We start from the raw sequence: 25,893 nt of genomic DNA on the forward strand, positions 1-25,893 counted from the left end.
TGACTATCGCCAAACGCTGACAAACCCGGCGTTGCGCCGGCTTGCGATACTTGCCCCTGCACGAAAAAACGCCGCGCGCGACGTGGACCAAACGACTCCGCGACCAAGCGCGCGACGCCCCTGGCGCCGCGCGCTTGCGCAAGCCTTACTGCTGCTTCTGGTCCGCCGGCGGCGTCTGCGTCGGCTGCTGCGGATCCGGATTGGCCGGGTCCTGCGGGCTGGTCGGCGAGGTCGGCGACGTGCCCTGCGACGCGTCCTGGCCCTGCATGGTGCCCTGCCCGGTGTCGGTCCCGGTCGCGGTGCCGCTGGCGTCGCCGCTGGTGCTGCCTGCCGGCGCGGTGCTGCCGCCTGCCGGGCTGCCGTCGGCCGCTGCCGGCGGATTGGCCGCGTTGGGGTCGGTGGCCGGGTGGTCGCCATCGCGCTTGCACGCCGCCAGGGCGGCCAGCATCGAACCGACCAGGACCATCTTCATTGCTGTCTTCATGAGTCACTCCTGCTTCGCATAGGTGGGGGAATCGCCGCGTGCCCGCCGGAACCTCCGGCGGTCATGCCATGGCGACCAGGACCGCCGATGCGCGGCGGCGATCGTCTCGACGCGATAGCGCGAACGGGACGCTTGTAGCAGACGCGGCGGATGCGATTCCGTCATCGTCGTTCGTCGCCGCTACAGACAGCGCGGAATCGCAGGCCGCGCAGCCGCAGTGGCCGACGTACCCAGCCTACCCAGGGCGATGCTCAGGCCGCGTCGGCACAAGGTGTAGACGACGTTATTGCAAAGCGGGGCGACAACGCGCGATTCAGCGTCGTAGAATCCCCCGGCAGGCCAATGGCCCCGTAGCTCAGCTGGATAGAGCGGTCCCCTCCTAAGGGACAGGTCGTGCGTTCGAATCGCGCCGGGGTCACCATTTCGTTCATGCCGGCTGTGACCGCCATGGCGCCATCGGCCTTTTCCTCGCTTGCCGATGCAAGCCCCGCAGCCGCCGCGCGGCGCGATACCTGTGCGTTTTTGCGCTCGCCAGCCGCTCCAGGCCGGCGACGGCGGCCGGCTGCGTCCGGTCTGCTAAAATTGTCGGCTGCGCGTCCCGCGTCCCCCGCCTGCGGTCGCCTTCCCTGTCGCAACGAACCCAGGAGATTCCATGTCCGCTGACCTGCTCAAGGCGCTCGGCCTCGCCGCCACCAACTCCGGCACCTATCTCGGCAACGGCGAGTGGTCCAGCGCCACCGGCGCCGGCGTGCTGCAGCCGCTCAATCCGTCGAACAACGACGTCATCGCCGACGTCCAGGCCACCACCGAGCAGGACTACGAAACGGTGATCGCCCGCGCCCAGGCAGCGTTCAAGGTCTGGCGCACCACCCCGGCGCCGCGCCGCGGCGAAGCGGTGCGGCTGTGCGGCGAAGCGCTGCGCAAGCACAAGGACGCGCTGGGTTCGCTGGTCGCGCTGGAAATGGGCAAGAGCAAGCCGGAAGGCGACGGCGAAGTGCAGGAGATGATCGACATCGCCGATTTCGCGGTCGGCCAGAGCCGCATGCTGTACGGCTACACCCTGCATTCGGAGCGCCCCGGCCACCGCATGTACGAGCAGTACCAGCCGCTGGGCCTGGTCGGCATCATCAGCGCGTTCAACTTCCCGGTCGCGGTGTGGAGCTGGAATGCGTTCCTGGCGGCGATCTGCGGCGACATCTGCATCTGGAAGCCGTCCAACAAGACTCCGCTGACCGCGATCGCGTCGATGAAGATCTGCAACGACGCGCTGCGCGACGCCGGCTTCCCGGACATCTTCTTCCTGATCAACGACGCCGGCGTGGCCCTGTCCGAGCGCCTGGTCGAGGACACCCGCATCCCGCTGATCAGCTTCACCGGCTCCACCCAGGTCGGCCGTGTCGTCGCCGAGAAGTGCGCGCGCCGCCTGGGCCGCTGCCTGCTGGAACTCGGCGGCAACAACGCGATCATCCTCGACGAGAGCGCCGACCTGAAGCTGGCGGTGCCCGGCATCGTGTTCGGCGCGGTCGGCACCGCCGGCCAGCGCTGCACCACCACGCGCCGGCTGATCGTGCACGAATCGATCTATGACACCGTGCTGGCGACGCTGGTCAAGGCCTACAAGCAGGTCGAAGGCAAGATCGGCGATCCCACCGACCCGGCCAACCTGATGGGCCCGCTGAACAGCCGCGGCGCGGTCGAGCAGTTCCTGGACTCGATCGCCAAGGCCAAGGCCGCCGGCGGCACCGTCGAGACCGGTGGCACCGCGCTGGACCGTCCGGGCAACTTCGTGCTGCCGGCCATCGTCACCGGCCTGAAGAACAGCGACGAGGTCGTCCAGCACGAGACCTTCGCGCCGATCCTGTACGTGATGAAGTACAGCACCCTGGACGAGGCCATCGACATGCAGAACGGCGTGCCGCAGGGCCTGTCCTCGTCGATCTTCACCCAGAACCTGAAGGCGGCGGAGAAGTTCCTGTCCGCGGCCGGCAGCGACTGCGGCATCGCCAACGTCAACATCGGCACCTCCGGCGCCGAGATCGGCGGCGCCTTCGGCGGCGAGAAGGACACCGGCGGCGGCCGCGAGTCCGGCTCGGATGCGTGGAAGGTGTACATGCGCCGGCAGACCAACACGATCAACTACTCCGACTCGCTGCCGCTGGCGCAGGGCATCAAGTTCGATCTGTGACGCGGTGAGCGCGGCGGCCCGCACCCTGCGGCCGCCGCTCCTTTCCTTCTGCAAGGAGCGACAGCGATGAGTCAGGTGCGCGAAACCAATTCCCTCGCGGTGGTCAGCCTGGTCGCCGGGATCCTCGGCTGGACCCTGATGCCGGTGCTGGGCAGCCTCGGCGCGATCATCACCGGGCACCTGGCCCGCGCGGAGATCCGTCGCCAGCCGCACCGTTTCCAGGGCGATGGCCTGGCGGTCGGCGGACTGATCCTGGGCTGGACCGCGGTGGTGCTGGCGGTCCTGGCGGTCCTGGCCTTCGTGCTGTTCTTCGGGGGGCTGGCGTGGTTCGCCAGCACCCAGTCGTGAGCCGGGACGCCGCCGCGCCACGCGAGCGCTTCAGCGACCGCGTCGCCGACTACGTGCGCTACCGCCCCAGCTATCCGCCGGCCCTGCTCGACTGGGTGCACGGCGAGCTGGGCGTGGCGCGCGACGCGCTGGTCGCCGACATCGGCGCCGGCACCGGGATCTCCACACGCCTGTTCCTGCAGGCCGGGCACCCGACCCTGGCGGTGGAGCCGAACGCGGCGATGCGCGAGGCCGCGGTGGCGCTGCTGCAGGACCTGCCGGGCTTCCGCGCCATCGACGGCAGCGCCGAGGCCACCACCCTGGCCGACGCCAGCGTCGCTGTGATCAGCGCCGCCCAGGCCTTCCACTGGTTCGACCTGGAGGCGGTGCGCCGCGAATGGGCGCGGGTGCTGCGTCCCGGTGGCCTGGCGCTGGTGTACTGGAATTCGCGCCTGCTCGACGCCACGCCGTTCCTGGAGGGCTACGAGCAGTTGCTGCTGGAATACGGCACCGACTACAGCGCGGTGGCCGAGCGCTACCACGACGATGCCACCATGCAGCGCTGGTTCGGCGCCGGCCTGCGCGGCACCGCGCAGTTCCCCAACGAGCAGCACATGGATTTCGAGGCGCTGCGCGGACGCCTGCTGTCGTCCTCCTACGCGCCGCTGCCCGGCCACCCGCGCCACGCGCCGATGCTCGAAGCGCTGCGCGCGCTGTTCGACCGGCACCAGCGCGACGGCGTCGTCGCGTTCCATTACCGCACCCGCGCCTTCGCCGGGACGCTGAACTGAGCCACGCCATGTACTCCCTCGCCCGACCGTTCCTGTTCGCCTTCGACGCCGAGCGTGCGCATGCCCTGGGCCTGCGTGCGATCGAGCTGGCCTACCGCACCGGCACCAATCCGCTGCTGGCGCGCACGATCGCGCCGATGCCCACGCGCGCCTTCGGCCTGGATTTCCCCAACCCGGTCGGGCTGGCCGCGGGCCTGGACAAGAACGGTGAGCACATCGATGCGCTGCTGGCGCTGGGTTTCGGCTTCGTCGAGATCGGCACCGTCACCCCGCGCGCGCAGGCCGGCAACCCGCAGCCGCGCATGTTCCGCCTGCCGCGGCAGCAGGCGGTGATCAACCGCATGGGCTTCAACAACCTGGGCGTGGATGCGCTGGTGCGCAACGTCGAGCGCGCGCGGCGCCGGCGCGGCCTGCTCGGGATCAACATCGGCAAGAACAAGGACACCCCGAACGAAGACGCCGCGTCCGACTACCTGCACTGTCTGGAAAAGGTCTACGCGCTGTCCGACTACGTCACCGTCAACATCTCCTCGCCCAACACCGCCGGCCTGCGCGAATTGCAGGAAGAACAGGCGCTGCGGCAACTGATCGCGCGCCTGCGCGAGGCGCAGGAAGCGCTGGCGGCGCGTCACGGCAAGCGCGTGCCGATGCTGGTCAAGGTGGCGCCGGACCTAAGCGACAGCGACATCGACGCAGCGGCGCGGGTGCTGTCGGACCTGCAGGTGGACGGGGTGATCGCCACCAACACCACCGTCGCCCGTCCCGGCCTGGAGCACGAGCCGCTGGGAGGCGAAAGCGGCGGCCTGTCCGGCGCGCCGCTGCTGGGCCAGTCCACCCTGGTGCTGCGCCGCTTGCGCGCGCGGCTGCCCGAGAGCGTCCCGCTGATCGGCGTCGGCGGCATCCTCTCCGGTGCCGACGCGGTAGCGAAGATGGCCGCCGGCGCGGCGCTGGTGCAGTGCTACAGCGGGCTGGTGTTCCGCGGGCCGGAACTGATCGGCGAGTGCGTGGAAGCGATGCGTCGGCGCCGTGAAGCGCCCAGCCGCGGCGCCGTGGCCGCGCCATGAGCACGACGGCCTGGTCGCTCACCGCGCAGGCGCCGCTGCAGGCGCTCAATACCTTCCACGTCGCCGCACAGGCGCCGTGGCTGCTGCAGATCTTCGCGCCCGAGGCGCTGCCCGAGGCGCTGCTGGCGCCGGAGCTGGCTGGCGCCGCGCTGCTGCCGCTGGGCAGTGGCAGCAACATGCTGTTCGCCGGCGATGCGCCCGGGGTGGTGCTGTGCTTCGCCAACCGCAGCATCGACACCCTCGAACACCGTGCCGACTACGCCATCGTCCGCGCCGGTGCCGGGGTGGGCTGGCACGAACTGGTGATGTGGTCGCTGGCGCAAGGGTTGTCCGGCCTGGAGAACCTGGCGCTGATCCCGGGCACGGTCGGCGCCGCGCCGATCCAGAACATCGGCGCCTACGGCGCACAGATGGGCGAGTTCGTGCACGTGGTCGAGGCCTACGACCGCGCCGATGCGCGCTTCGTGCGGCTGGATGCGGCCGCCTGCGAGTTCGGCTACCGCGACAGCCTGTTCAAGCGCCAGCCCGACCGTTATCTGATCGCCGCGGTGGAGTTCAACCTTCCGCGGCTGCACGCGCTGCGCCTGGACTACGCCGGCATCGGCGAGGAGCTGCAAGCCATGGGCATCGCCACGCCCGGCGCGCCCGACGTGGCCCAGGCGGTGATCAACATCCGCCGACGCAAGCTGCCCGACCCGGACGTGCTCGGCAACGCCGGCAGCTTCTTCAAGAACCCGCTGCTGCCACTGGAACAGGCACTGGCGCTGCAGCACGAACACCCGGCATTGCCGGTGTTTCCCGGCGACGACGACAGCCAGCGCAAGCTGTCGGCGGCGTGGCTGATCGAGGCCTGCGGCTGGAAAGGCTATCGCGAGGGCGATGCCGGCGTGTCCGCTGCGCACGCGCTGGTGCTGGTCAACCACGGCCAGGCCAGCGGTGCCGAGCTGCTGGAGCTGGCACGGCGCATTACCGCCTCGGTGGGCGAGCGCTTCGGCGTCATCCTGGAGCCGGAGCCGCGCATCGTCGGCGCGCAGTGGTAGCCGCGCCCACGCCGCTGCGCGCGGCGCTGCTGATGCTGGCCAGCACCATGGCCTTCGGGCTGATGGTGGTGGCGATCCGGTTGGCCTCGGCGCAGCTGTCCACGCTGCAGATCGCCTTCTTCCGCAACCTGTTCGGCCTGCTGTTCCTGCTGCCGATGCTGCTGCGGCCGGGCCGGCCGTGGCCGCGCACCGCGCAACTGCCGCGCTACCTGCTGCGCACCGCGATCGGCCTGGTGTCGATGCTGGCCGGGTTCTGGGCGATCGGCCACCTGCCGCTGTCGCAGGCCATGGCCCTGTCCTATTCCACCCCGCTGTTCGCGACCCTGGCCGCCGCGCTGTGGCTGGGCGAGACGGTGCGCATGCGGCGCTGGCTGGCGGTGCTGTGCGGCTTCGTCGGGGTGCTGCTGATCGTGCGCCCCGGCGCTGCCGCGTTCAGCCCCGGTACGCTGGTCGCGGTGCTGGCGGCGGTGATGAGCGCCCTGGTCGCGATCCAGATCAAGCAGCTGGCACGGGTGGACGCCGCCAACACGGTGGTGTTCTACACCTACGTGTTCTGGGTGCCGATGTCGCTGCTGCCGGCGCTGTTCGTGTGGCGCTGGCCGCACGGCATCGAATGGCTGTGGCTGCTGGCCACCGGCCTGTTCGGCACCCTTGGGCAGTTGCTGTGGACGCATGCACTGCGCCTGGGCGAAGTCTCCGCGCTGACCCCGATCAGCTTCACCCAGCTGCCGCTGGTGGCGCTGTTCGGCTGGTGGCTGTTCGACGAAACCCCGGACGGCGGCACCGTGCTGGGCGCGCTGGTGATCCTCGGCGCCAACGCGTACATCGCCCACCGCGAGGCGGTGCTGGCCCGGCGTGCGGCGCGCGTCGGCACCGGCACGCCACCGACGCTGGACGCCTGAATGCCGCGCATGAGGCCTCGACGCGCCCGGCCTTCGCGGCCATCGCCGACCCAGGCGCAGCAGCGCGCGGTCGCCGCACGCGGCCGATGCCGCTACCATCCTCGCGCACTCGACACGGCGGCAAGCGGCGCACGATGAAGACCATCGGCATGATCGGCGGCATGAGCTGGGAATCCACCCTGCCCTACTACCGGCACATCAACGAGACGGTGCGCGCACAACTGGGCGGACTGCATTCGGCCAAGCTCCTGTTGCACAGCGTGGACTTCCACGAGATCGCGCAGTACCAGCGCGACGGCGACTGGGATGCGGCCGGTACCGCACTGGCGGCGTCGGCGCGCGCACTGCAGGCCGGCGGTGCCGATTTCCTGGTGCTGTGCACCAACACCATGCATTGCGTGGCCGACGCGATCGCCGCCGCGGTCCCGTTGCCGCTGCTGCATATCGCCGATGCCACCGCCGATGCGTTGCAGGCCGCCGGCATCGTCCGCGTCGGCCTGCTCGGCACGCGCTTCACCATGGAACAGGCGTTCTACCGCGAACGGCTGCAACGGCGCGGCTTCGAGGTACTGATCCCGGATGCGCCGGCGCGCGAGGACGTGCACCGCATCATCTACGAGGAACTGTGCCAGGGCGTGGTCCAGGCGCCGTCGCGGCTGCGCTACCGCGAAGTGATCGCGGCGCTGCAGGCGCAAGGCGCGGAGGCAGTGATCCTGGGCTGCACCGAGATCGGATTGCTGGTCGGCCCGGCCGACGCGGCGCTGCCGCTGTTCGACACGACCGCGCTGCACGCGCGTGCCGCTGCCCTGTACAGCCTGGCCTAGCGATGCGCAGCCAGGCCGCACCTGCCGCCGCCATCGTCCCGCGCCACGACGTCAGCGCTCCGCGCGGCTGGGCGCCGTTCCGGCTGAGCGCCCTGCTGGTCCTGGCCCTGCTGCTGTGGCCGGCGCTCGGCAGCTGCGCCGTCGCCCTTCCGCCCTACACGCCGAACGTGGTCGATCCCGCCGGCACGCTCAGCGCGGAGGACACCCAGCGGATCAACGCGGCGCTGCAGCGCCTGCGCGACCGTCAGCACATCTGGGGCGCGGTCTACATCGTGCCATCGCTGCAGGACGAACCGATCGAGCGCCTGGCCGAACGCGCCTTCCGCACCTGGCGGCTCGGCCGGCAAGGCAGCGACAACGGCCTGCTGCTGGTGCTGGCGATGCAGGATCGGCGTTCGCGCTTCGAGGTCGGCTACGGCCTGGAAGGCGTGCTGCCCGACGTGGTCGCGCGGCACGCGCTGGACGACTACCTGTCGCCGCGCCTGCGCCACGGCGACACCGCCGATGCGATCGTCGCCGCGTTCGACTTCATGGGCCGCGCCGCCGCGCAGGATCCCGAGGCCATCGCCGAACTGGCGCAACCGGCCGACGACGGCATGCACTGGCGGCGCGGCGCCATCGCCTGGGCCGGCCTGCTGGTGCTGGTGTGGCTGCTGCTGCCGCTGCGCCAGGCCTGGACCGGCTATCTGCGCAGGCGCCTGCTGCGGCGGCACCCGCGCCTGTCGGCCAAGCCCGAGGAACTGGTCCAGGACACCGCACGTGGCGGTTTCTTGGCATGGTTCATCCGCCTGTTCCTCAGCGCCAACCCCGGCATCTTCGTGGTGCTGCTGTCGGCCAGGTCGATGACGATGACGGTGATCTTCCTGGCGCTGGAACTGCTGATCCTGGTGCTGACCCTGGCCATCGCCGCGCAGCGCTACCGCTCGCCGCAGCGCTACAGCCGCTTCGTGCAGGCGCAGGCGCGAAAGCGCAATGCGCTGATCCGCAAGGGCCATATCGCCGAGACCGCCCCCGGGGTATTCGCCTACACCGCCAGCTACCACGCCGCCCAGGCGGCCAAGGAACGCGCCGCGGCGGAGTCCGCAGGATCGTCATCGTCCTCGTCCTCCTCGTCTTCGTCCTCCAGCAGCGATTCGTCCTCCGGCGGCGGCAGCTCCGGCGGCGGCGGCGCGAGTTCTAGCTGGTAGAGCGCGGCGACGTCCCCGCGCTGGCGTCAGCGCGCGTCGGTGGCGGCCAGCGCGCGCCGCGCCCGCCAACGCGGCCGGCGTTCGCCGCGGAACAGCAGCAGGTACAGCCCCACCACCCAGACCAGGGCCGCGCTCCAGCCGCCGAGGATGTCCGAGGGGTAATGCACGCCCAGGTACACCCGCGACACGCCGACCAATAGGGTGAAACTGCCGGCCAGCCACAGCACCGGCCAGCGCCAGCGGGTGCGCCAACTCAGCGCGATCAATACCGCCGCCAGGGTCATCGAACCCATTGCGTGGCCGCTGGGGAAACTGAAGGTGTGGTGCTCCGGCGCGATCGACTCCCACAGGCTGGGCCGGTCGCGCTGGAAGAACTGCTTGGCGCCCATGTTCAGCAGCGCCGAGCCGATGAAGGACAGGGCGGCGAACAGCGCCTCGCGCCAGCGGCGCAGGCCCAGCAGCACCAGCACGATCAGCGTGTCCAGCGGGATCACGCCGTACTGGTAGCCGGCCTCGGTGACCACGGTGAAGAAGCGGTCCCAGCCGGGGCTGGTCAGGCCGCGCATGCTCCATAGCAGCGGCTCGTCGAAATAGAGGTCTTCGAGTGCGTGCACGTCCTCGGCCAGCATCACGAACACGCCCAACGGCAGCAGCACCCCCGCGAACAGCAGCACCACGCGCCAGGCGTTCAACCGCAGCCAGCGGCGCAGGCCGGCCGCCTCGGCGGCGGACTCACCCGGTGCGGCGGACATAGGTACGTTCGACGTAGTCGTCGATCAGCGCGACGAACTCGTGGGCGATGTTCTCGCCACGCAGGGTCACCTTCTTCTCGCCGTCGATGAACACCGGTGCGGACGGCGCCTCGCCGGTGCCGGGCAGCGAGATGCCGATGTTGGCGTGGCGCGACTCGCCCGGCCCGTTGACCACGCAGCCCATCACCGCCAGGGTCATGCTCTCGGCGCCGGGATGGGTCACCTTCCACTCCGGCATCTTCGCGCGGACGTGGTTCTGCACCACCTTGGCCAGCTCCTGGAAGAACTCGGAAGTGGTGCGGCCGCAGCCCGGGCAGGCGGTGACCAGCGGAGTGAAGGCGCGCTGGCCGGTGGTCTGCAGCAGCTCCTGGGCGACGATCACTTCCTGCGTGCGCGACTGCCCCGGCTCCGGGGTCAGCGAGATGCGGATGGTGTCGCCGATGCCTTCCTGCAGCAGCACCGCCAGCGCCGCGCTGGAGGCGACGATGCCCTTGCTGCCGATGCCGGCCTCGGTGAGGCCCAGGTGCAGGGCGAAGTCCGAGCGCTGCGCCAGGTCGCGGTACACCGCGATCAGTTCCTGCACGCCGCTGACCTTGCAGCTGAGCACGATGCGGTCGCGGCCCAGGCCCAGTTCCACCGCACGCTCGGCCGAGTCCAGCGCCGAACGGATCAGCGCCTCGCGCAGCACCCGGCCGGCGTCCCACGGCACTTCGCGCCGCGAGTTCTCGTCCATCAGTTGCGCGGCCAGCGCCTGGTCCAGAGAACCCCAGTTGGCGCCGATGCGCACTGGTTTGTCGTACTTCAGCGCGAACTCGATCAGCTGCGCGAACTGGGTGTCCTTCTTCTTGCCGAAGCCGACATTGCCGGGATTGATCCGGTACTTGGCCAGCGCCTCGGCGCAGGCAGGCTCGGCGGCCAGCAACTGATGGCCGTTGTAGTGGAAGTCGCCGATCAGCGGCACCTCGATGCCCATCATCCGCAGCTTGTCGACGATGCGCGGGATCGCCGCGGCCGACTCGGAATTGTTGACGGTCAGGCGCACCAGTTCCGAGCCGGCGCGCCACAGTTCGGCCACCTGCTTGACCGAGGAGGCGACGTCGGCGGTGTCGGTGTTGGTCATCGACTGCACCACCACCGGCTTGCCGCCGCCCATGGTGACGCCGCCGATGCGGACCGGCTGGGTGAGACGGCGCGCCCAGGGCGCGGCATCGGCGGGGGGCGTGGGGCGGCTGACGGCGTCGTACATGCGCCCATTTTAGCCTGCGCGGCACGTCCTGCCGCACGCGCCGGCACCGGCGATTCAGCGAGACCGGTGACGCTGCGACGGTTTGTCGCAGGCAGGCCCCCGGTCCAGCGCATACGATGCGCAGCATGGATTCCACCGACGCCTCCTTCCTGCGCACCCTGTGCAGCCTGCGCTGGCTGGCCACCGCCGGCCAGGCCGCGACGATCCTGGTGGCGACCTGGCCGCTGCAACTGCCGCTGCCGCAGGCGCCGCTGTGGGCCGGCGTGGCGGTGCTGGCGCTGTTCAACCTGTACGCGCAACTGCGCCTGCGCCATGCCGACTCGGCCGCGCCGGCCACCGCCTTCGGCCACATCCTGGTCGACGTGACCGTGCTGACCTGGATGGTCGGCTGGAGCGGCGGCATCGGCAATGCCTTCGGCTCGCTGTTCCTGGTACTGATCGCGCTGGCGGTGCTGGCCCTGCCGCTGCGCTGGGCGCTGGCGGTGGCGCTGGCCTGCGTGGCCGGCTATGCGGTCAGCGCGCTGTTCGGCCTGCCGCTGCCGCACGGCCCCTATCAGGCGCTGGACCTGCAGCGCTGGGGCATGGCGGCCAACTTCCTGCTGTCCACGGTGGTGGTGCTGGTGTTCTCCACCCGCCTGGCGATGGCCATGCGCGAACGCGAGCGCGAGCTGGCACTGCTGCGCGAGCGCTTCACCCGCAACGAGGGCATCGTCGCCCTGGCCACCCATGCTGCGTCGGTGGCGCACGAGCTGAACACGCCGCTGGCGACGATGACCCTGCTCACCGACGACATCGCCGAACAGAGCCAGCAGCCGGAACTGCGTGAAGACCTGGACACGCTGCGCGAACTGCTGGTGCAGTGCCGCGAACGGGTGCTGGCGCTGGCCGCCCCCGCGCAGCGCGCCGGCGGCCAGACCGTATCGCTGACGCAGGTGCTGCATCAGTGGCAGTTGGTACGGCCCACCGTGCGCCTGCGCCGTAACGACGACGCGCCGCTGCAACTGCGCATGGAAAGCGCCATCGGCCACCTGCTGCAGGTGCTGCTGAACAACGCCGCCGACGCCGGCGAACGCGCCGGCCACCCACAGGTGGACCTGACCGTGCGCGTCACCGGCAGCGAACTGGTCGGCGAGGTCCGCGACTACGGCGGCGGCTTCGACGCCAACCAGGTCGGCCTGCCGGCCACCCTGTTCCGCAGCGGCAAGCCCGAGAGCATGGGCGTGGGCCTGGCGCTGTCGCACGCGACCATCGAACGCCTGGGCGGCGAGCTGTGGACCGAGCCGGCACCGGACCACGGCGCCCGGGTCGGCTTCCGCCTGCCGCTGCTCGCCCTGGAGACCTCCGCATGAACACCGACACCCCGCTGGGCCTGCTGGTCGACGACGATCCGCTGTACCTGCGCACCCTGCAGCGCACCCTCGCCCGCCGCGGCCTGGAGACGCGCACCGCCGACAGCGCCGCCGCCGCGCTGGCGCTGGCCGCCGAGGCGCCGCCGGACTACGCGCTGATCGACCTGAAGCTCGGCGACGAATCCGGCCTGGCGCTGATCCAGCCGCTGCGCGCGATCCGGGGCGACATGCGCATCCTGCTGGTCACCGGCTACGCCAGCATCGCCACCGCGGTGGAGGCGATCAAGCTCGGCGCCGACGACTACCTGCCCAAGCCGGCCACCGTGCCGATGATCCTGCGCGCGATCGGCCTGGAGGCCGAAGAAGAGGAAGACGAGGACGGCAGCGACGTGCCGGACGCGATGACCCCGCTCAGCCGCCTGCAGTGGGAGCACATCCAGCAGGCCATGCACGAGACCGGCGGCAACGTTTCCGCGGCCGCGCGCCTGCTCGGCATGCACCGCCGCTCGCTGCAGCGCAAGCTGGCCAAACGGCCCAGCCCACAGCGCGACCCGCCACGCTGACCGCGCGGCAGCGTAGACACCGGTGTAGACACCGGTCCGGCCGGCGCTCAAGTCCCCTGGTGCCGGGCCGCTAATTCGGTATGTTGAAATCACCCCCACCCGCCTTGCTGGACGAGCCGCAACGGCTCAGCGCCCTGCGCCAGCTGTGCCTGCTGGACACGCCCGCCGACCATGTCTTCGATCTGGTCACGCAGCTGGCATCCCGCTACCTGCGGGTGCCGATCGCACTGGTCTCGCTGATCGACGAACAGCGCCAGTGGTTCAAGTCCCGGGTCGGCCTGGAGGCTGCGCAGACGCCACGCAGCCAGGCGTTCTGCGCGCATGCGATCCACAGCCCGGAACTGATGTTCGTGCCCGATGCGCGCCAGGATCCGCGCTTCCGCGACAACCCGCTGGTCACCGGCCCGCCGTTCATCCGCTTCTACGCCGGTGCGCCGCTGCTGATGGCCGACGGCGCCAGCCTCGGCACGCTATGCGTGATCGACAGCGAGCCGCGCCACGAGTTCGACGAGGTCGCGCGCCGCACCCTGCAGGACCTGCGCGACCTGCTGATGGTCCGCATCGACACGCTGCGCAACAGCGGCTTCGTCGATGCGTTGACCGGCCTGCCCAACCGCAGCCGCTTCAACGACGACCTGACCATGTGGCTGTCGCTGCAGACCGCCGACCAGCACGACACGGCGGTGGCGATCGACGTGTGCGGCATCGACTATTTCCGCGACATGGTCAAGGCGCTGGGCTGGGAGTACGCCGAGGGCTACCTGCTGGCCGCGCGCGATCGCCTGCGCCAGGCGCTGGGTAGCCTGCCGCTGTACCGCATCGACACCACCACCTTCGTGTTCATCATGGAAGGCAGCGACACGGCGCATCTTGAGTACTGGTGCGAACACGTCTGCGACGCCTTCGCCACGGCGATCGACCACCAGGGCATTCCGCATGCGGCCAGCCCCTCGCTGGGCGCGGTGCGCCTGGACGGGGCGCTCAGCGCCAACCACACGGTGCGCTCGCTGACCACCGCGGTGGACATGGCGCGCCAGCGCGGGCAGCGCTGGAGCCTGTACGAGCGCAGCCACGACGCCAGCCAGCGCAATGCCTTCCGGATCCTGGCTGCCTTGCCCGAGGCGCTGGAGGCACGGAACCAGCTGAGCCTGCATTACCAGCCGCGGGTGAGCCTGCGTAGTGGCGCATGCGTGGGCGTGGAAGCGCTGCTGCGCTGGCAGCATCCGTTGCTGGGCACGGTGGCGCCGAACGACTTCATTCCCTTGGCGGAAAAGACCGCGCTGATGAGCCGGATCACCGCCTGGGTGCTGCGCACCGGCATCGCCCAGGCGGCGCTGTGGCAACAGCGCGGCTATACCTTCAGTGTGTCGCTGAACGTGTCGGCGGTGGACCTGGAACAGGCCGACTTCATCGCCCGGCTGCAGGCGCTGCTGCAGCAGCATGCGCTGGCGCCCGGCGCGCTGGAGATCGAGTTCACCGAGAGCGCGATGATCCGCGACCCGCAACGGGTGGCCGAGCAATTGCAGCAGATCAGCGCGCTCGGGGTGAAGATCGCCATCGACGACTTCGGCACCGGCTACAGCAACCTTGGCTATCTCAAGAACATCCCGGCCAGCGCGCTGAAGATCGACCAGTCGTTCATCCGCGCCCTGCCCGGCAGCCGCAGCGACGGCATGCTGGTGCCGTCGATGATCCATCTCGGCCACGACTTCGGCCAGCAGGTGGTGGCCGAGGGCATCGAGAGCGAAACCGTGTACCGGATGCTGCGCGACTGGGGCTGCGACGAAGGCCAGGGCTACTGGATCGCGCGGCCGATGCCGGCCGACGCGCTCGACGCCTGGCTGGCCGAGCCTTGGCAGGGCGGCGACGCCTGAGCGCGCCGCGCCACGGCCCGCCCGTGGCTCACCAGAACACCGCGTACAACGCCACCAGGATCGCGATCACCGCCACGGCGCCGAGCTTGAAGCCCAGCGTGGTGCCGTAGCGCACGTCGTCGGTACGGATCAGGTCGCGCCCCGGCGCCTGCGGGGTCAGCAGCGACACCAGCACCGCCGCCACCAGCGACAACACGAACACCAGGCCGATGCGGTCCATGAACGGCAGTTCCGGCCACAGCTTCTTCAGCGCGAACGACAGCAGCACCGAGCCGATCGCCGCGGTCAGCGCGCCGGCCTCGTTGGCGCGCTTCCAGAACAGGCCGAGCATGAAGATCACCACCACGCCCGGGGTGAAGAAGCCGGTGAATTCCTGGATGAACTGGAAGCCCTGGTCGAAATTGCCCAGCAGCGGCCGCGCGGTGAGGATGCCGATCAGCACCGAGGCCACCGCGGCCACGCGGCCGACCCGCACCAGCTGCGGCTGGTCGGCCTGCGGGCGGAACTTGGCGTAGAAGTCCAGGGTGAAGATGGTCGCCACCGAATTGATCTTGGACGCCAGCGAAGCCACGATCGCCGCCACCAGCGCGGCGAACACCAGGCCGAGGATGCCGCTGGGCAGCAGTTGCATCATCGTCGGATAGGCCTGGTCGGGCTTGGCCAGGTCCGGCGCCAGCACCACCGCGGCGATGCCCGGCACCACCACCACCACCGGCATCAGCAGCTTCAGGAACGCGGCAAACACCATGCCCTTCTGCGCCTCGCCGATGTTCTTGGCCGCCAGCGCGCGCTGGATGATGTACTGGTTGAAGCCCCAGTAGCTGATGTTCATCACCCACAGGCCGCCGATCAGCACGCTCAGGCCCGGCAGATCCTTGTAGAACGGGTTGTCCTTGGACAGGATCATGTGGAAATGCTCGGGGTGCGCGTTCCACAGGTGCCGGAAGCCGGCGAGCACGCCGGCACCGTCGCCGATCCGCGACAGGGTCAGGCCGGCGACCAGCAGGCCGCCCAGCACCAGCAGGGTGACCTGCACGATGTCGGTCAGCGCCACCGCCTTCAAGCCGCCGTACAGCTGGTAGACCAGCGCGAACACGCCGATCAGCGCCAGCGCCAGCGTCTGGTCCATGCCGGTGACCTGGCTCACCGCGATCGAGCCGAGCCACAGGATCGAGGTCAGGTTGACGAACACGTACAGCAGCAGCCAGAACACCGCCATCAGCGTGCGGATCCACTTGCCGTAGCGCTGCTCCAGGAACTGCGGCATGGTGTAGATGCCGTTGCGCAGGAAGATCGGCAGGAAGAACTTGCCGACGATCAGCAACGTCAGCGCCGCCATCCATTCGTAGGAGGCGATCGCCAGGCCGATCGCGTAGCCGGAGCCGGCCATGCCGATGATCTGCTCGGCGGAGATGTTCGCCGCGATCAACGAGGCGCCGATCGCCCACCACGGCAGGGTCTTGCTGGCCAGGAAGTAGTCCTCGGCACTCTTGCGGTGCCCGGCCTTCTCCCGCGAGACCCATTGCGCGAGCATGAAGATGCCCGCCAGATACACCACCACGATCGCCACATCCAACGTCGCCAGACCCACTGCCTTCTCCTGCGGGCCGCAGCCCGGTTTGCATCGTTGTCCATGACGCCGCCCACCCGGGCGGCGCCGTTCGTATTTGCCATGGCGGCGCGGTGGCCGCCTGCGCCGCCACTCAGCGCAGCGGGCAGTCGACCACGCTCTGCGCGTCGTTGCTGCTGCCCAGCGCGATCCGCGACAGCGAGAGATCCAGCGCGCCGTCGCTCTCGATCACCGGCAGGCGCTCGAGCCGGGTCACATCGGCGCCGGCCACCGCGAAGCACTTCAGCGGCACGCCGAGGGTGCGCCACTCGCCCTTGGGCAACGCGGCCAGCGCCTTGCCGAGGTCCAGGCGCGCGCCGCAGTCATGGCCGCAGGCCACGCCGATGCGGGCGGCGGCGCTGGGGGCCGCATCCACCTTCAGGGTCAGGATCAATTGCAGGTCGCCATTGCTCTCGCGCGAGACGTCCAGCGGCTTGGGCAACACCAGCGCCAGCCCCGACTTGCCGGTACCGGACCAGACCAAGCGGCGCGCATCCTCCTGCGCCTTGTAGTCGATCGCGGTGACCTTCAACGACCCGTCGGCCAACGCCGCCGGAAAGGTGGTCGCCGGCAGGTTGGCCTGGGCGCCGCCGAACAGGATCAGGTTGATGCCCGTCGCCGGCTTGCCGCGATCCAGGTACACCCCGCCCACCGCCTGCGCGCCGGAGACGCCGGACACCTCGGACAGGCGGTTCAGATCGCCCTTGTCCTCGTAGGTGAGGCCGTAGCCGAAGGCGAATTGCGGGTTGTAGTTCTTCTGCCCGACGTTGTTGGCGAACTGCACCGCGGTGCGCGGCCAGGAGAAGCTCAGCTTGCCGTGGAAATCGTACTGCACGCTGCCGTCGGGCTTGCGCAGCAGCACGTCGGCGATGCCGGCACCTTCCGAGCCCGGCAACCAGGCCGCGACGAAGGCATCGGCGGCATTGATCTCGCGGTTCACCCACAGCGGCCGCCCGCTCAGGAACACCGCCACCACCGGAATGCCCTGCGCCTTCAGCGACTTGATCAACTCCAGGTCGCTGTCGTCGCCGGGCTTGTACAGCAGCGTGGCGATGTCGCCCTGGAACTCGGCGTAGGGATTCTCGCCGAACACCACCACCGCCACGTCCGGCTTGGTCGTGAACTTGCCGTCCACCGCCAGTTCGGCGCTGCCGCCGGCGGCAGTGACCTGTTGCTGCAAGCCTTCCCAGATGGTGGTGCCGTTGGGATAGTCGGCGCGCTTGGTACCGGTGCCCTGCCAGTTCAGGGTCCAGCCGCCGGCCTGCTTGCCCATGTCGTTGGCGCCATCGCCGGCGACCAGCAGCTTGATCTGCGGCTTCAGCGGCAACACCTGCTGCTGGTTCTTCAGCAGCACCAGCGATTCGCGCACCGCCTGCCGCGCTACCGCGCGGTGCTCGGGCGCGCCGAGCAATGCGAACTTGCCGCCGAGCGGGCGCTGCGACGGCTTGCCGGCCTCGAACAGGCCCAGGCGCAGCTTCACCCGCAGGATGCGCCGCACCGCATCGTCCAGCCGCGCCATCGGGATCTCGCCCGACTTGACCGCCTTCAGCGCGTTCTCATAGACGCCCTTCCAACTGTCCGGCGCCATCAGCATATCGACGCCGGCGTTGAACGCGGCCGGGCAGTCGTCGTTGCGGCAACCGGGCACCTGGCCGTGGCCGTTCCAGTCGCCGACCACGAAGCCGCCGAAATGCATCTGCCCCTTCAGCACGTCGGTCAGCATGGCCTTGTGGCCGTGCATCTTGACCCCGTTGAAGCTGTTGAACGAGGCCATCACCGACTGCGCGCCGGCCGCGATCGCCGGCGGATAGCCGGCGCCGTGGATGTCGCGCAGCTGCTGTTCGCTGATCCGGGTGTCGCCCTGGTCCTTGCCGTCGGTGGTGCCGCCGTCGCCGAGGAAGTGCTTGACCGAGGAAATCACGTGCGTGCCGTCGAGGAAACCGGGCGTGCCGGGCACGCCCTGCAGGCCCTCGACCATCTTGCCGGCGTAGCTGGCCACCACCTCGGGCGACTCGGAATAGCCCTCGTAGGTGCGGCCCCAGCGGTCGTCCTGCGGCACCGCCACGGTCGGGGCGAAGGTCCACTCCATGCCGGTGGTGCGGGTCTCGGCGGCGGTGATCTCGCCGATCTTGCGCATCAATTCCGGGTCGCGCGTCGCGCCCAGGCCGATGTTGTGCGGGAACAGCGTGGCGCCGACGATGTTGCTCTGCCCGTGCACCGCGTCGATGCCGAAGATGATCGGAATCGCCGGGCCGGCACCGTCTTTCTGCATGGACGCCGCGTAGTAGGCATCGGCCAGCGCCAGCCATTGCGCCGGGCTGGCGTCGTACTTGCCGCCGGGATCGGAATTGCCGCCGGCCAGCACCGAGCCGATGTGATAGCGGCGCACGTCGTCCGGGGTCATGCTGCCGATGTCGCCCTGCACGGTCTGCCCGACCTTCTGCTCCACCGACATCTGCGCCATCAGCTTGGTGATGCGCGCCTCCAGCGCCGGATCCTCCTTCAGCGGCCAGGCCGGCGACGGCCACAGTTCCGGGTGGATCGGCGGCGGCGCAGGGGCCGGGGCCGCCGTGGCGGGAACCGAGCGGCCCGGAACCGCCGCGACCAGGGCCAGCAGGCCAAGCGCAGCGGCCGCGGCCAGCGCAGTGCGAAGCGGCGCGGTCGCGCCAACAGGCTGTGTGTGCAAGAGACTCCCTCCCAGGAACGGCGAACGCATGCCATGTCGCGGCCGGACCGCACACGCCGAGTGCGGCCGGCGCCTACGCTTCCCGAATCGCCCCAAGCCTGTCAACCGTGCCGCGAGGTATGCCCCGATGCCGCCGGGATATCGGTTGACGCTATAGCGATGGAATACCGGGTTTGCTTGTGGTGTCTGGCATGGACTTGCCTTGCCTCACCAAGATAGACAGCATCGCCGCGGAGATTTTGCTGCATCGCAATAGAACCAACATTGCACGCTGCGCAGATCCGGGACCGCATACCGGCAGATACGCACCTGATCGCTTGCCAGTTCGATGGCCTTCTTCCCCGTCATGGAGCATGGCCGAGTCAGTGACAGTAACGTCTGGTCGGTAATCAATGTCGAATTCAGACGGAGTGGTTCGCTACAGGCCCGACGGCACAAGGACCATTCCTTCTAGATCGAGGCTCTCAGTCGACAGGCGGCGATAATGTCCTTCCATTGCCCGGAGGCAAGCAATGACGCATCGAGATTGACGACATGGTCGTTCTTGCCGAACGCGAACGCATACACCTGATCGAAAAAATCTGGAGAAAACAAACTTTCATAGTGATTAAAAGCCCCGTCATACATGCACAGGGAGAACCTACAACCCTCCGCATCGAACATGCTTGCCAAGGCCCGATGAATTTCTGCAGAGATCTCATCCGGAGCAGCCACCACGGTCTCGAGAAACAGTACCCCGTTGGGCCAATCGTCGCCAAGCATCATGTAAACGGGCGTTTCGCTCCGCGAATTGATATCGCGCTTCAGTGCTGCATAAGCCGCCTGCAAGGAAACTGCGCCGAAACACCGTAGCACAGAACTAAGAATGTGCTTGCGCCATAAACCGAGAGGAAATCAACGGCACGCATAAATATGACAATCGAAATTATTCATGGTCCATACCCCTTCAGCCAAAAAAAGGATAATACTGACCATCTCATTCCCTAGATCGCTTCAGCAAGCCAAAATCAATGCAAACGGACGCACGTCCACTAGCCTCATTGCACGTACAGAGCCTAATCAGCAAAAAATACACCCACCAAAAGAAGAAGAGCAACAGCCATAGAAAAAAGCCCCACCTCCCACCACAATCTTTATCCGCACTTACATCCGCCCATCATCCAGAACTAGCTAGATTTATTAAATATGAAAATATTGTCATTCCATAACTTAGAGAAATACTCCAAAGGAAATTGCAAGTCCGGGTGACTGCCATCATCAAAAATTAGTCGCCACCAAGGAGTTAGGTATGTAACAGACACGGCCAGTATGCCGTTATTAACAACATTCAATTTTGAAATAAAAATATTTCGAACGCAATGCACCTCAACTCCATGCCCGATTTTAAAAACCAACCCACCAACGTCGATAAATTTAAAACCACCATCTTCAAAAAATATTATTCGCTTTGGGCCATGCAATATTTTCTCCCAATCAACAAGCCAACCCGCCACATTCAAATCCTTATTGCCAGATGCAAAAAAATTTAACTCCCCACCACCATAGACAAAGACATCCTGCTCTAGCGGATCGTAAACCCTATAACGACGAACCAGTATTTTATTGGCCACAACCACAATTACCTCCGATTCTTCCTGCGCGCGTTGCCGAACCTACTAAGCCGCCTCCGACTAAAACGGATGTCCACCCAACGCTCGTTCTTCCTGCACCAGCAACTATGTCGGCGCCACTCTTTCCTTGCGCCACCAGGCCTTCAAATGTGACGGCATGCCAATTTCTCAATGAGTAAGCGAAAGGTCCTCTAAAATAATTCTTCAGAGCGTTTCTTGCGATCACGCTTTCCTCCGCAGACAATCCCAATCTTGGAATCTGACGGGCTTTTGCCACGTAGCCCAATCGACTCAGAGGCATAGCTAAACTATAAACAGTTCCGGCGACTTGCCCACCAGAGTAATAACCTGAACATTTTTCAACTGCGCCATTAATATCCCATTGATCCCGGATGTAATTCGTCAACCCAAATGACAACGAGTCGCCAAAACCTGCTGCCGCATCCACTACCGGCTGGGGAATTGATGGCAAATCAAAAAGACCTAAAGGATCTCCATACATCAATGGAGAACCATGAACGTAGGCATAAGCATTTGCTCCACCGACTAACCCAATGGGGTCCTCACTAACAAAGCGCCCCAAGTTTGGCTGATAATACCGCGCCCGGTAGTAATAAAGCCCGCTCGCATCCCGCTCCCGCCCCGTGTACTGATATGGATTGCTGGTTGCCGTGTTGGCTTGGCTGGTCTGTCCGTAAGGCGTGTAGTCGTAGCGCTGAATCAATGAGCCGCTGGCGTTGGTTAGTGCGCGCGTACTGCCAAGCGCGTCGCTCAGGAAGTACGCACGTCCGCTGGCTTCGTTCCGCGCGTAGCGCTCATCGATGCCAAGTCCGGTCAGGATCGGGTTGACGGTGCCGCCCTGGGTTTCCTGCACCGGATCCACTCCGTCGTACAGATAGCTGATCGTCTGTCCGCCTTCGGTCTTGCTGGTTCGCCGGCCAAGCGGGTCATAGCCGAAACTGGCGATGCTCGCCGTCCCCTGTTTGATTTCGACCAACTGGTCCCGTGCGTTCCAGACGTAGGTGCGCACGCCGTCGGAGATCAGGTTGCCGTTGGCGTCGTAGCTCAGTGTCTGGGCGTCGGCCTGGGTCTGCCGGTTGTTGTCATCGAAGCTGCCGGTGCGTGCGGCCGGTAGCGCCTGCGGGGCGAAGCTGCCGGTCTGCGCCACCAGTTGGCCGACTTGGTCGTAGCCGTAGCCGATCTCGCCCAGGGCCGTGCCATCCGGCTTGAGCCAGGCGATGCCGGTCGTCTGGTTGGCGGTGTTGTAGGCGTACCCGGTCTTGACCCCATTCGGCAAGGTGGTCTCGGTGAGGCGATCGGCGGCGTCATACTCGAACGCCACGGTCTCGCTCCCCTGCAGCAGGGTGCGCAGGCGGTCGACGTCGTCGTAGCGGTACTCCAGCGCCGCCTGGTTGGCCGCGGTCATCTTGGTGCGGCGGCCGACCGCGTCGTATTCGTAGACGATGTTGCCTTGCGGGGTGATGGCCTCGGTGACCTGGTCGAACAGGTCGTATTCCCAACCCAGGGTTCCCGCTGCCGAGTCGACCAGCGCGACGCGGCGGTTGCCGGCGTCGTAGGTGAAGGTCTGAGTGCGCCCATCGGCCTCGGTGACCACTGACAAGCGCCCGAGCACGTCATAAGTGAAAGTCTTTTTCTGGCCCTTGCGGTCCGTGTAGCTCGCGACGCGGTCCATGAAATCATAGGTCCAGGTCTCGGACTGGCCCAGCGCGTCGGTACGCGTCAGCGGACGGTTGCGCTCGTCGTAGGTATAGGTGATGCCGTTGCCGTGCGGCAGCAGGATCGCCAGGACGTTGCCGTTCTTGTCGTAGCCGAATTCGGTCACGTTGCCGGCGGCATCGTAGGCCTTGCTGACCCGGCCAAGCGCGTCGTATTCCTGGCGCGTGGCGTTGCCCTGGTCGTCGCGGCTGCCGGTCACCCGCCCCAGGCCGTCGTACTGGAAGCGCGTGCTGCGCCCCAGCGGATCGACCATGCCGGCCAGGTCGTAGCCGTCGTACTGGAAGGCGATGGTCTGTCCGATGGCATTGGTCGCGCTCAACGGCAGGCCCGCGCCATCGCAGGCGAAGCGGGCCGTACGGCCTCCGGGATCGGTGACCGCGGTCAGGCAGCGGTTGGCGCCGTAGTCCAGGCGCGTCACCCGTCCCAGCGGATCCGTCGCCGACTGCAGGTCGCCGTCGCTGGTGTAGCTGAGGCTGGACACGCGCGCCTGTGCGGTGCCGGCCAGCACCGTGACCTGCAGCGGTCGCCCGCCCGCGTCGTAGCGATACTCGGTGCGACGGCCGAGCGGGTCGATACTGGCGGTGACCTGCCCGTAGGCGTTGCGCTCGAAGCTGTAGGTCTGTTGCTTGTCGGTGCCGTAGGCCAGGATGTCGGTCTTCGGGTAGGCGCTGTTGCCGTCGAACAGGACGCGGCGCTTGCTGCCGTCGGGACTGGTGACGAGGACGCCGGTGGTGCCGCCGTCGACATGCGCGTAGTCGATGACGAAGACACCGCCATCGGCCTGGGTCTGCTTGATCACCCTGCCGGTGGACGCGCCGTTGACGACCTCGAACTCGTTGAGCAGGACGCGCTTGCCGCGCGCGTCGGTGATGGACTGCAGCCGGTGCTGCGCCAGCGCATTGTTCTGGATTTTGGTCTGGTAGGCGTACGCCTTGCTGCCGCCATCGGGGAACCCTACCGTGGCAAGCAGGCCATTGCTGTCGTAGGCATAGGTCCAGCGATTGCCGGCGTTGTCGGTGGCGGCGGCAACGCGATTGCGGGTGTCGTATTCCAGGCCGATGTAGCGCCCGCTGGGCGACACGATGCGCGAGACCAGACCCGCGTCATAAAGCAGTGTGGTGCGATTGCCGTATCGGTCCTCCAGCCAGCGCAGGCGGGTGTCCATGTAGCTGGAGAACTGCATGCGACTGCCGTCGCGCAGGGTGATGCGAAATCCGCGGCCCCAGGGCTGCAACGGGTCCGGATCGTAGACCGATTGCAGCACGGCGCCCGCATACTGCGTGGTCGAACCGGCTTGCCGCCACTCGCCACGCGGGCCGGAGCCGGAGGCCCGATCGAAGCGGATATAGGCGCCGGTCGGCAGCACCAGATCGAGCGAATCGTAGGTGCCGCCCGGATTGTGCAGGTAATAGCCCCAGTTGGACGCGGTGCCGATGCCGAACTCGCGCTGCTTCAGGTCGTGGGGACGGTAGCTGCGCGACAGGCTCAGCGCCGTCACGTCCGCGATCTGCAGATCGGTTTCCGAATGGACGAATTCACCTGTTTTCAAGTCGATGGGATCGGCCGCATTGGCGACGCCGCCGCTACCCGGGGTTCCGCAGCAATGCCCATCCGGCGGCAACCCGGCCTCGCTGGGCGGGTCGTTGCTGGGCACGCTGTACATGCCGCCCATGGTCTGATGCAGGGCGACGCCGGGCTCGGGAACGAGATGCTTGCCGTCGGCCGAGACGGTGCCCTTGCCGTAGACGCGCCAGCCATCGCGCGGGTCGTACATCCAGAAGTTGGCCTGGGTGCCCGCGGCGTAGCCGTCGTAGTTGGGGTAATAGACCTGGATGCCGTTGTTGGCGCCGGGGTCGAGTCCGCGGATCTGCGCGCCACCCGGCTCGACCGTGAAGGCCATCGGATGGTTCTCGGTGACCGGGAACGGTGCACGATTGACCGGCGTCGGCACGATCGCCAGTTCGGTCACCAGGCGGCCCTTGCGATCCAGCACGACGGTGCCCTTGGGAATGCGCAACTGCAGGCCGGGAATGTCCGGGTGGCCAACGACCATGTCCTCCACGGTCGGCGACGGGATCCGGATCTTGTCGCGCGCGGCGATGCGTGGCAGATGCAGCAGATAGCCGAGTTCGTTCAATCGACCCGCGGCGACGTCCGTGCCGACGACGAACTGGCCGTATTCGGCGCCGGTCGTGTTGGCGGTGCTGCCATCGACGTAGAGTTCCTGATGCCCCGCCGGCACATCGAACAAGGTGAACCAGCCGTTCTTGTCGGTGACCGCCCGCTCCTTGCCGATACTGACCTCGACCCCGGCCACGGGTTGCTGATCCACCCGCACCACACGCCCGCGCACCATCGTGACGTGGAAGGTCGCGGCGATGCGCGCGATGCGGGCGTTGTGTTCCGGCTGTTGCGAGGCGCCATAGATGCGCCAGCGGCTGTCGGTATTGTCCTGTCCCGGGTACCAGACGCCGTCCACCAACAGGCCGCGAGCGCGGCACGGCAGAACGTCATTGGCACAGGACGCCGGCATGCCCGCACCGGTCATGCGCACGCTGGGCGCAGCGACCGCCGCAGCCGGCGCCGCCGTTGCGTGCGCCACCGGCTGTCCGTTGCTGTCGTACGCGGCGGTGCGGAAATCCAGGGCGATCAGCGGCACGGCATCGCCCGAGGCGGCACGCGCACCGTCGACCATCAGGGTGTAACGGGAATCCGGGAACAAGGCCTGACGCGGCTGCACGAACAGCAGACGGCCCTGCTCCACCGGCGCGATACGCACGGCGACGCGTCCCTCCGGACCGACCAGGGTGACGGTGCGCGCGGACAACGTGGGCATGTGCAGCGGACGCGAGAAGCGCAGCGCGAGCCGCGCGGTCGGCGCGACGCCCTCTGCCCCCTGCACAGGCACGCTGCCGGCGAGCCGCGTCGCGCCTGGCGCATCCGCGACGCTGGCCGAGTACGGAAGAAAGGCGCCCGCGAGCGGATCGAACGCGGCATCGCTGGCGATGCGCTGGGCGTTCCGCGACGCCGGCAACGCCACGCGGCCATCGGCAAGCAGGCGCGAGGTTGCGTTGCCGCCGCCCGGCAGATCCGCAGGCAGGGTGATCGCCCGATCACTGGCTTCGTCCCACATCTGCGCGCCGGCGCCATCGCCAGTGCCGCCGGCGAGCAGGAGGCGACCATCGGTCAGTACCGTGGCGGTGTGCCCATAGCGCGCACGCAGGCTTAGCCCGATGGCCGGCTGCACGGAGGCGCTTGCCGGGTCGAACCACACGCCGCCTTCCTGCAATCGGCCCTGGGCATCGCGTCCTCCCCACACCAGCACACGCCCGCTCGGCAGCAACGTGACGCTGGCATCGATACGTACCGACGGCAGCGCGATCTCGCGCGCACGCTGACCGGGCACGCGATGGCGCAGAAAGCGCCCGTCGGGTGCCAGCGCCAGCTCGCTGCCATCGGCCAATGTGGTCGCATGCCACTGCCCGACCACCGCAGGAACCGTGCCGATTCCGATGGCCGGCATGGCCGGCATGGCCGCCGTCGACCAGACCAGTTGCTGGGATGCGGCCGTCGACGCCAGCGCGCCCAGCATCCCGCCCAAGATCACGCTTTTCCATGCGCTGTTGAACCACGTCATATGCTCGCTCCGCTCCATGCCTGCCG

Annotated in this window: 19 protein-coding genes and 1 tRNA gene; 12 read left to right on the plus strand and 8 right to left on the minus strand. The window is 67.9% G+C overall.

The features are described 5' to 3' along the window. Positions 1-145: 145 nt before the first annotated feature. On the minus strand, positions 146-484 hold the full coding sequence (locus tag GGR64_RS16515; protein WP_260303058.1) for a hypothetical protein: 339 nt from the start codon (positions 482-484) through the stop codon (positions 146-148). Positions 485-828: 344 nt separating this feature from the next. Here GGR64_RS16515 and GGR64_RS16520 point away from each other — a divergent pair. The 9 genes from GGR64_RS16520 (at position 829) to GGR64_RS16560 (ending at position 8,804) form a co-directional block, all read left to right on the plus strand. Further along, positions 829-905, plus strand: a tRNA-Arg gene (locus tag GGR64_RS16520). Positions 906-1,136: 231 nt separating this feature from the next. Continuing rightward, positions 1,137-2,669, plus strand: a complete 1,533-nt coding sequence (locus GGR64_RS16525; protein ID WP_184647168.1) for an aldehyde dehydrogenase family protein — start codon at positions 1,137-1,139, stop codon at positions 2,667-2,669. A gap of 66 nt (positions 2,670-2,735) precedes the next feature. Then, the gene (locus tag GGR64_RS16530) at positions 2,736-3,017 is read left to right on the plus strand and encodes a DUF4190 domain-containing protein (RefSeq protein ID WP_160968993.1); all 282 of its coding nucleotides are present in this window, start codon (positions 2,736-2,738) and stop codon (positions 3,015-3,017) included. Continuing rightward, positions 3,014-3,787 (plus strand): class I SAM-dependent methyltransferase, encoded by a 774-nt coding sequence (locus GGR64_RS16535; RefSeq protein WP_184647170.1) that lies wholly within the window; start codon positions 3,014-3,016, stop codon positions 3,785-3,787. The genes GGR64_RS16530 and GGR64_RS16535 overlap by 4 nt, the downstream gene beginning before the upstream one ends. 8 nt (positions 3,788-3,795) lie before the next feature. Continuing rightward, entirely contained in the window at positions 3,796-4,851 is a 1,056-nt protein-coding gene (locus tag GGR64_RS16540) for a quinone-dependent dihydroorotate dehydrogenase (protein WP_184647172.1), read from the plus strand. Then, complete coding sequence (gene murB, locus GGR64_RS16545) at positions 4,848-5,891, plus strand: UDP-N-acetylmuramate dehydrogenase (RefSeq protein ID WP_184647174.1); 1,044 nt, start codon at positions 4,848-4,850, stop codon at positions 5,889-5,891. Before GGR64_RS16540 ends, murB begins: the two co-directional genes overlap by 4 nt. Further along, entirely contained in the window at positions 5,885-6,793 is a 909-nt protein-coding gene (locus GGR64_RS16550; protein WP_317845435.1) for a DMT family transporter, read from the plus strand. Before murB ends, GGR64_RS16550 begins: the two co-directional genes overlap by 7 nt. Before the next feature lie 134 nt (positions 6,794-6,927). Continuing rightward, positions 6,928-7,617, plus strand: coding sequence for an aspartate/glutamate racemase family protein (locus tag GGR64_RS16555; RefSeq protein WP_184647176.1), 690 nt, complete (start codon positions 6,928-6,930; stop codon positions 7,615-7,617). A 2-nt stretch (positions 7,618-7,619) separates the two neighbouring features. Continuing rightward, positions 7,620-8,804, plus strand: coding sequence for a TPM domain-containing protein (locus GGR64_RS16560; protein WP_184647178.1), 1,185 nt, complete (start codon positions 7,620-7,622; stop codon positions 8,802-8,804). Positions 8,805-8,830: 26 nt separating this feature from the next. Here GGR64_RS16560 and GGR64_RS16565 read toward each other — a convergent pair whose 3' ends face one another. Together GGR64_RS16565 and ispG are read right to left on the minus strand one after the other, a co-directional pair. Next, on the minus strand, positions 8,831-9,556 hold the full coding sequence (locus GGR64_RS16565; RefSeq protein WP_048489048.1) for a phosphatase PAP2 family protein: 726 nt from the start codon (positions 9,554-9,556) through the stop codon (positions 8,831-8,833). Beyond that, positions 9,537-10,802: a flavodoxin-dependent (E)-4-hydroxy-3-methylbut-2-enyl-diphosphate synthase gene (ispG, locus tag GGR64_RS16570; protein ID WP_184647180.1), complete on the minus strand. Its 1,266-nt coding sequence runs from the start codon at positions 10,800-10,802 to the stop codon at positions 9,537-9,539. The genes GGR64_RS16565 and ispG overlap by 20 nt, the downstream gene beginning before the upstream one ends. Before the next feature lie 125 nt (positions 10,803-10,927). Here ispG and GGR64_RS16575 point away from each other — a divergent pair, with 125 nt between their 5' ends. From GGR64_RS16575 to GGR64_RS16585, 3 genes are all read left to right on the plus strand, one after another. Next, a complete protein-coding gene (locus GGR64_RS16575) occupies positions 10,928-12,151 on the plus strand; it encodes an ATP-binding protein (protein WP_167087634.1) in 1,224 nt (407 codons plus the stop codon). Beyond that, positions 12,148-12,714 carry a response regulator transcription factor gene (locus tag GGR64_RS16580; RefSeq protein ID WP_160968977.1) on the plus strand — a complete coding sequence of 189 codons (567 nt, stop codon included), beginning with the start codon at positions 12,148-12,150 and terminating at the stop codon, positions 12,712-12,714. Before GGR64_RS16575 ends, GGR64_RS16580 begins: the two co-directional genes overlap by 4 nt. An 80-nt stretch (positions 12,715-12,794) precedes the next feature. After that, positions 12,795-14,588 carry a sensor domain-containing phosphodiesterase gene (locus tag GGR64_RS16585; RefSeq protein WP_184647182.1) on the plus strand — a complete coding sequence of 598 codons (1,794 nt, stop codon included), beginning with the start codon at positions 12,795-12,797 and terminating at the stop codon, positions 14,586-14,588. 28 nt (positions 14,589-14,616) lie between these two features. On the opposite strand, the gene GGR64_RS16590 is transcribed toward GGR64_RS16585, so the two are convergent. The 5 genes from GGR64_RS16590 to GGR64_RS16610 form a co-directional block, all read right to left on the minus strand. Next, positions 14,617-16,179 (minus strand): sodium/sugar symporter, encoded by a 1,563-nt coding sequence (locus GGR64_RS16590; protein WP_184647184.1) that lies wholly within the window; start codon positions 16,177-16,179, stop codon positions 14,617-14,619. Between the two features lie 112 nt (positions 16,180-16,291). Beyond that, positions 16,292-18,838, minus strand: a complete 2,547-nt coding sequence (locus tag GGR64_RS16595) for an exo 1,3/1,4-beta-D-glucan glucohydrolase (RefSeq protein ID WP_326520362.1) — start codon at positions 18,836-18,838, stop codon at positions 16,292-16,294. A gap of 495 nt (positions 18,839-19,333) precedes the next feature. Continuing rightward, complete coding sequence (locus GGR64_RS16600) at positions 19,334-19,711, minus strand: hypothetical protein (protein ID WP_184647188.1); 378 nt, start codon at positions 19,709-19,711, stop codon at positions 19,334-19,336. 338 nt (positions 19,712-20,049) lie between these two features. Continuing rightward, positions 20,050-20,499 (minus strand): hypothetical protein, encoded by a 450-nt coding sequence (locus tag GGR64_RS16605; RefSeq protein WP_160968969.1) that lies wholly within the window; start codon positions 20,497-20,499, stop codon positions 20,050-20,052. Continuing rightward, positions 20,483-25,867 carry an RHS repeat-associated core domain-containing protein gene (locus tag GGR64_RS16610; RefSeq protein ID WP_184647190.1) on the minus strand — a complete coding sequence of 1,795 codons (5,385 nt, stop codon included), beginning with the start codon at positions 25,865-25,867 and terminating at the stop codon, positions 20,483-20,485. The genes GGR64_RS16605 and GGR64_RS16610 overlap by 17 nt, the downstream gene beginning before the upstream one ends. Between the last annotated feature and the right edge of the window lie 26 nt (positions 25,868-25,893).

It is taken from the genome of Xanthomonas sp. 3307, assembly GCF_014199735.1.
In the GTDB taxonomy this organism is placed as follows: Bacteria; Pseudomonadota; Gammaproteobacteria; order Xanthomonadales; family Xanthomonadaceae; genus Xanthomonas_A; species Xanthomonas_A rydalmerensis.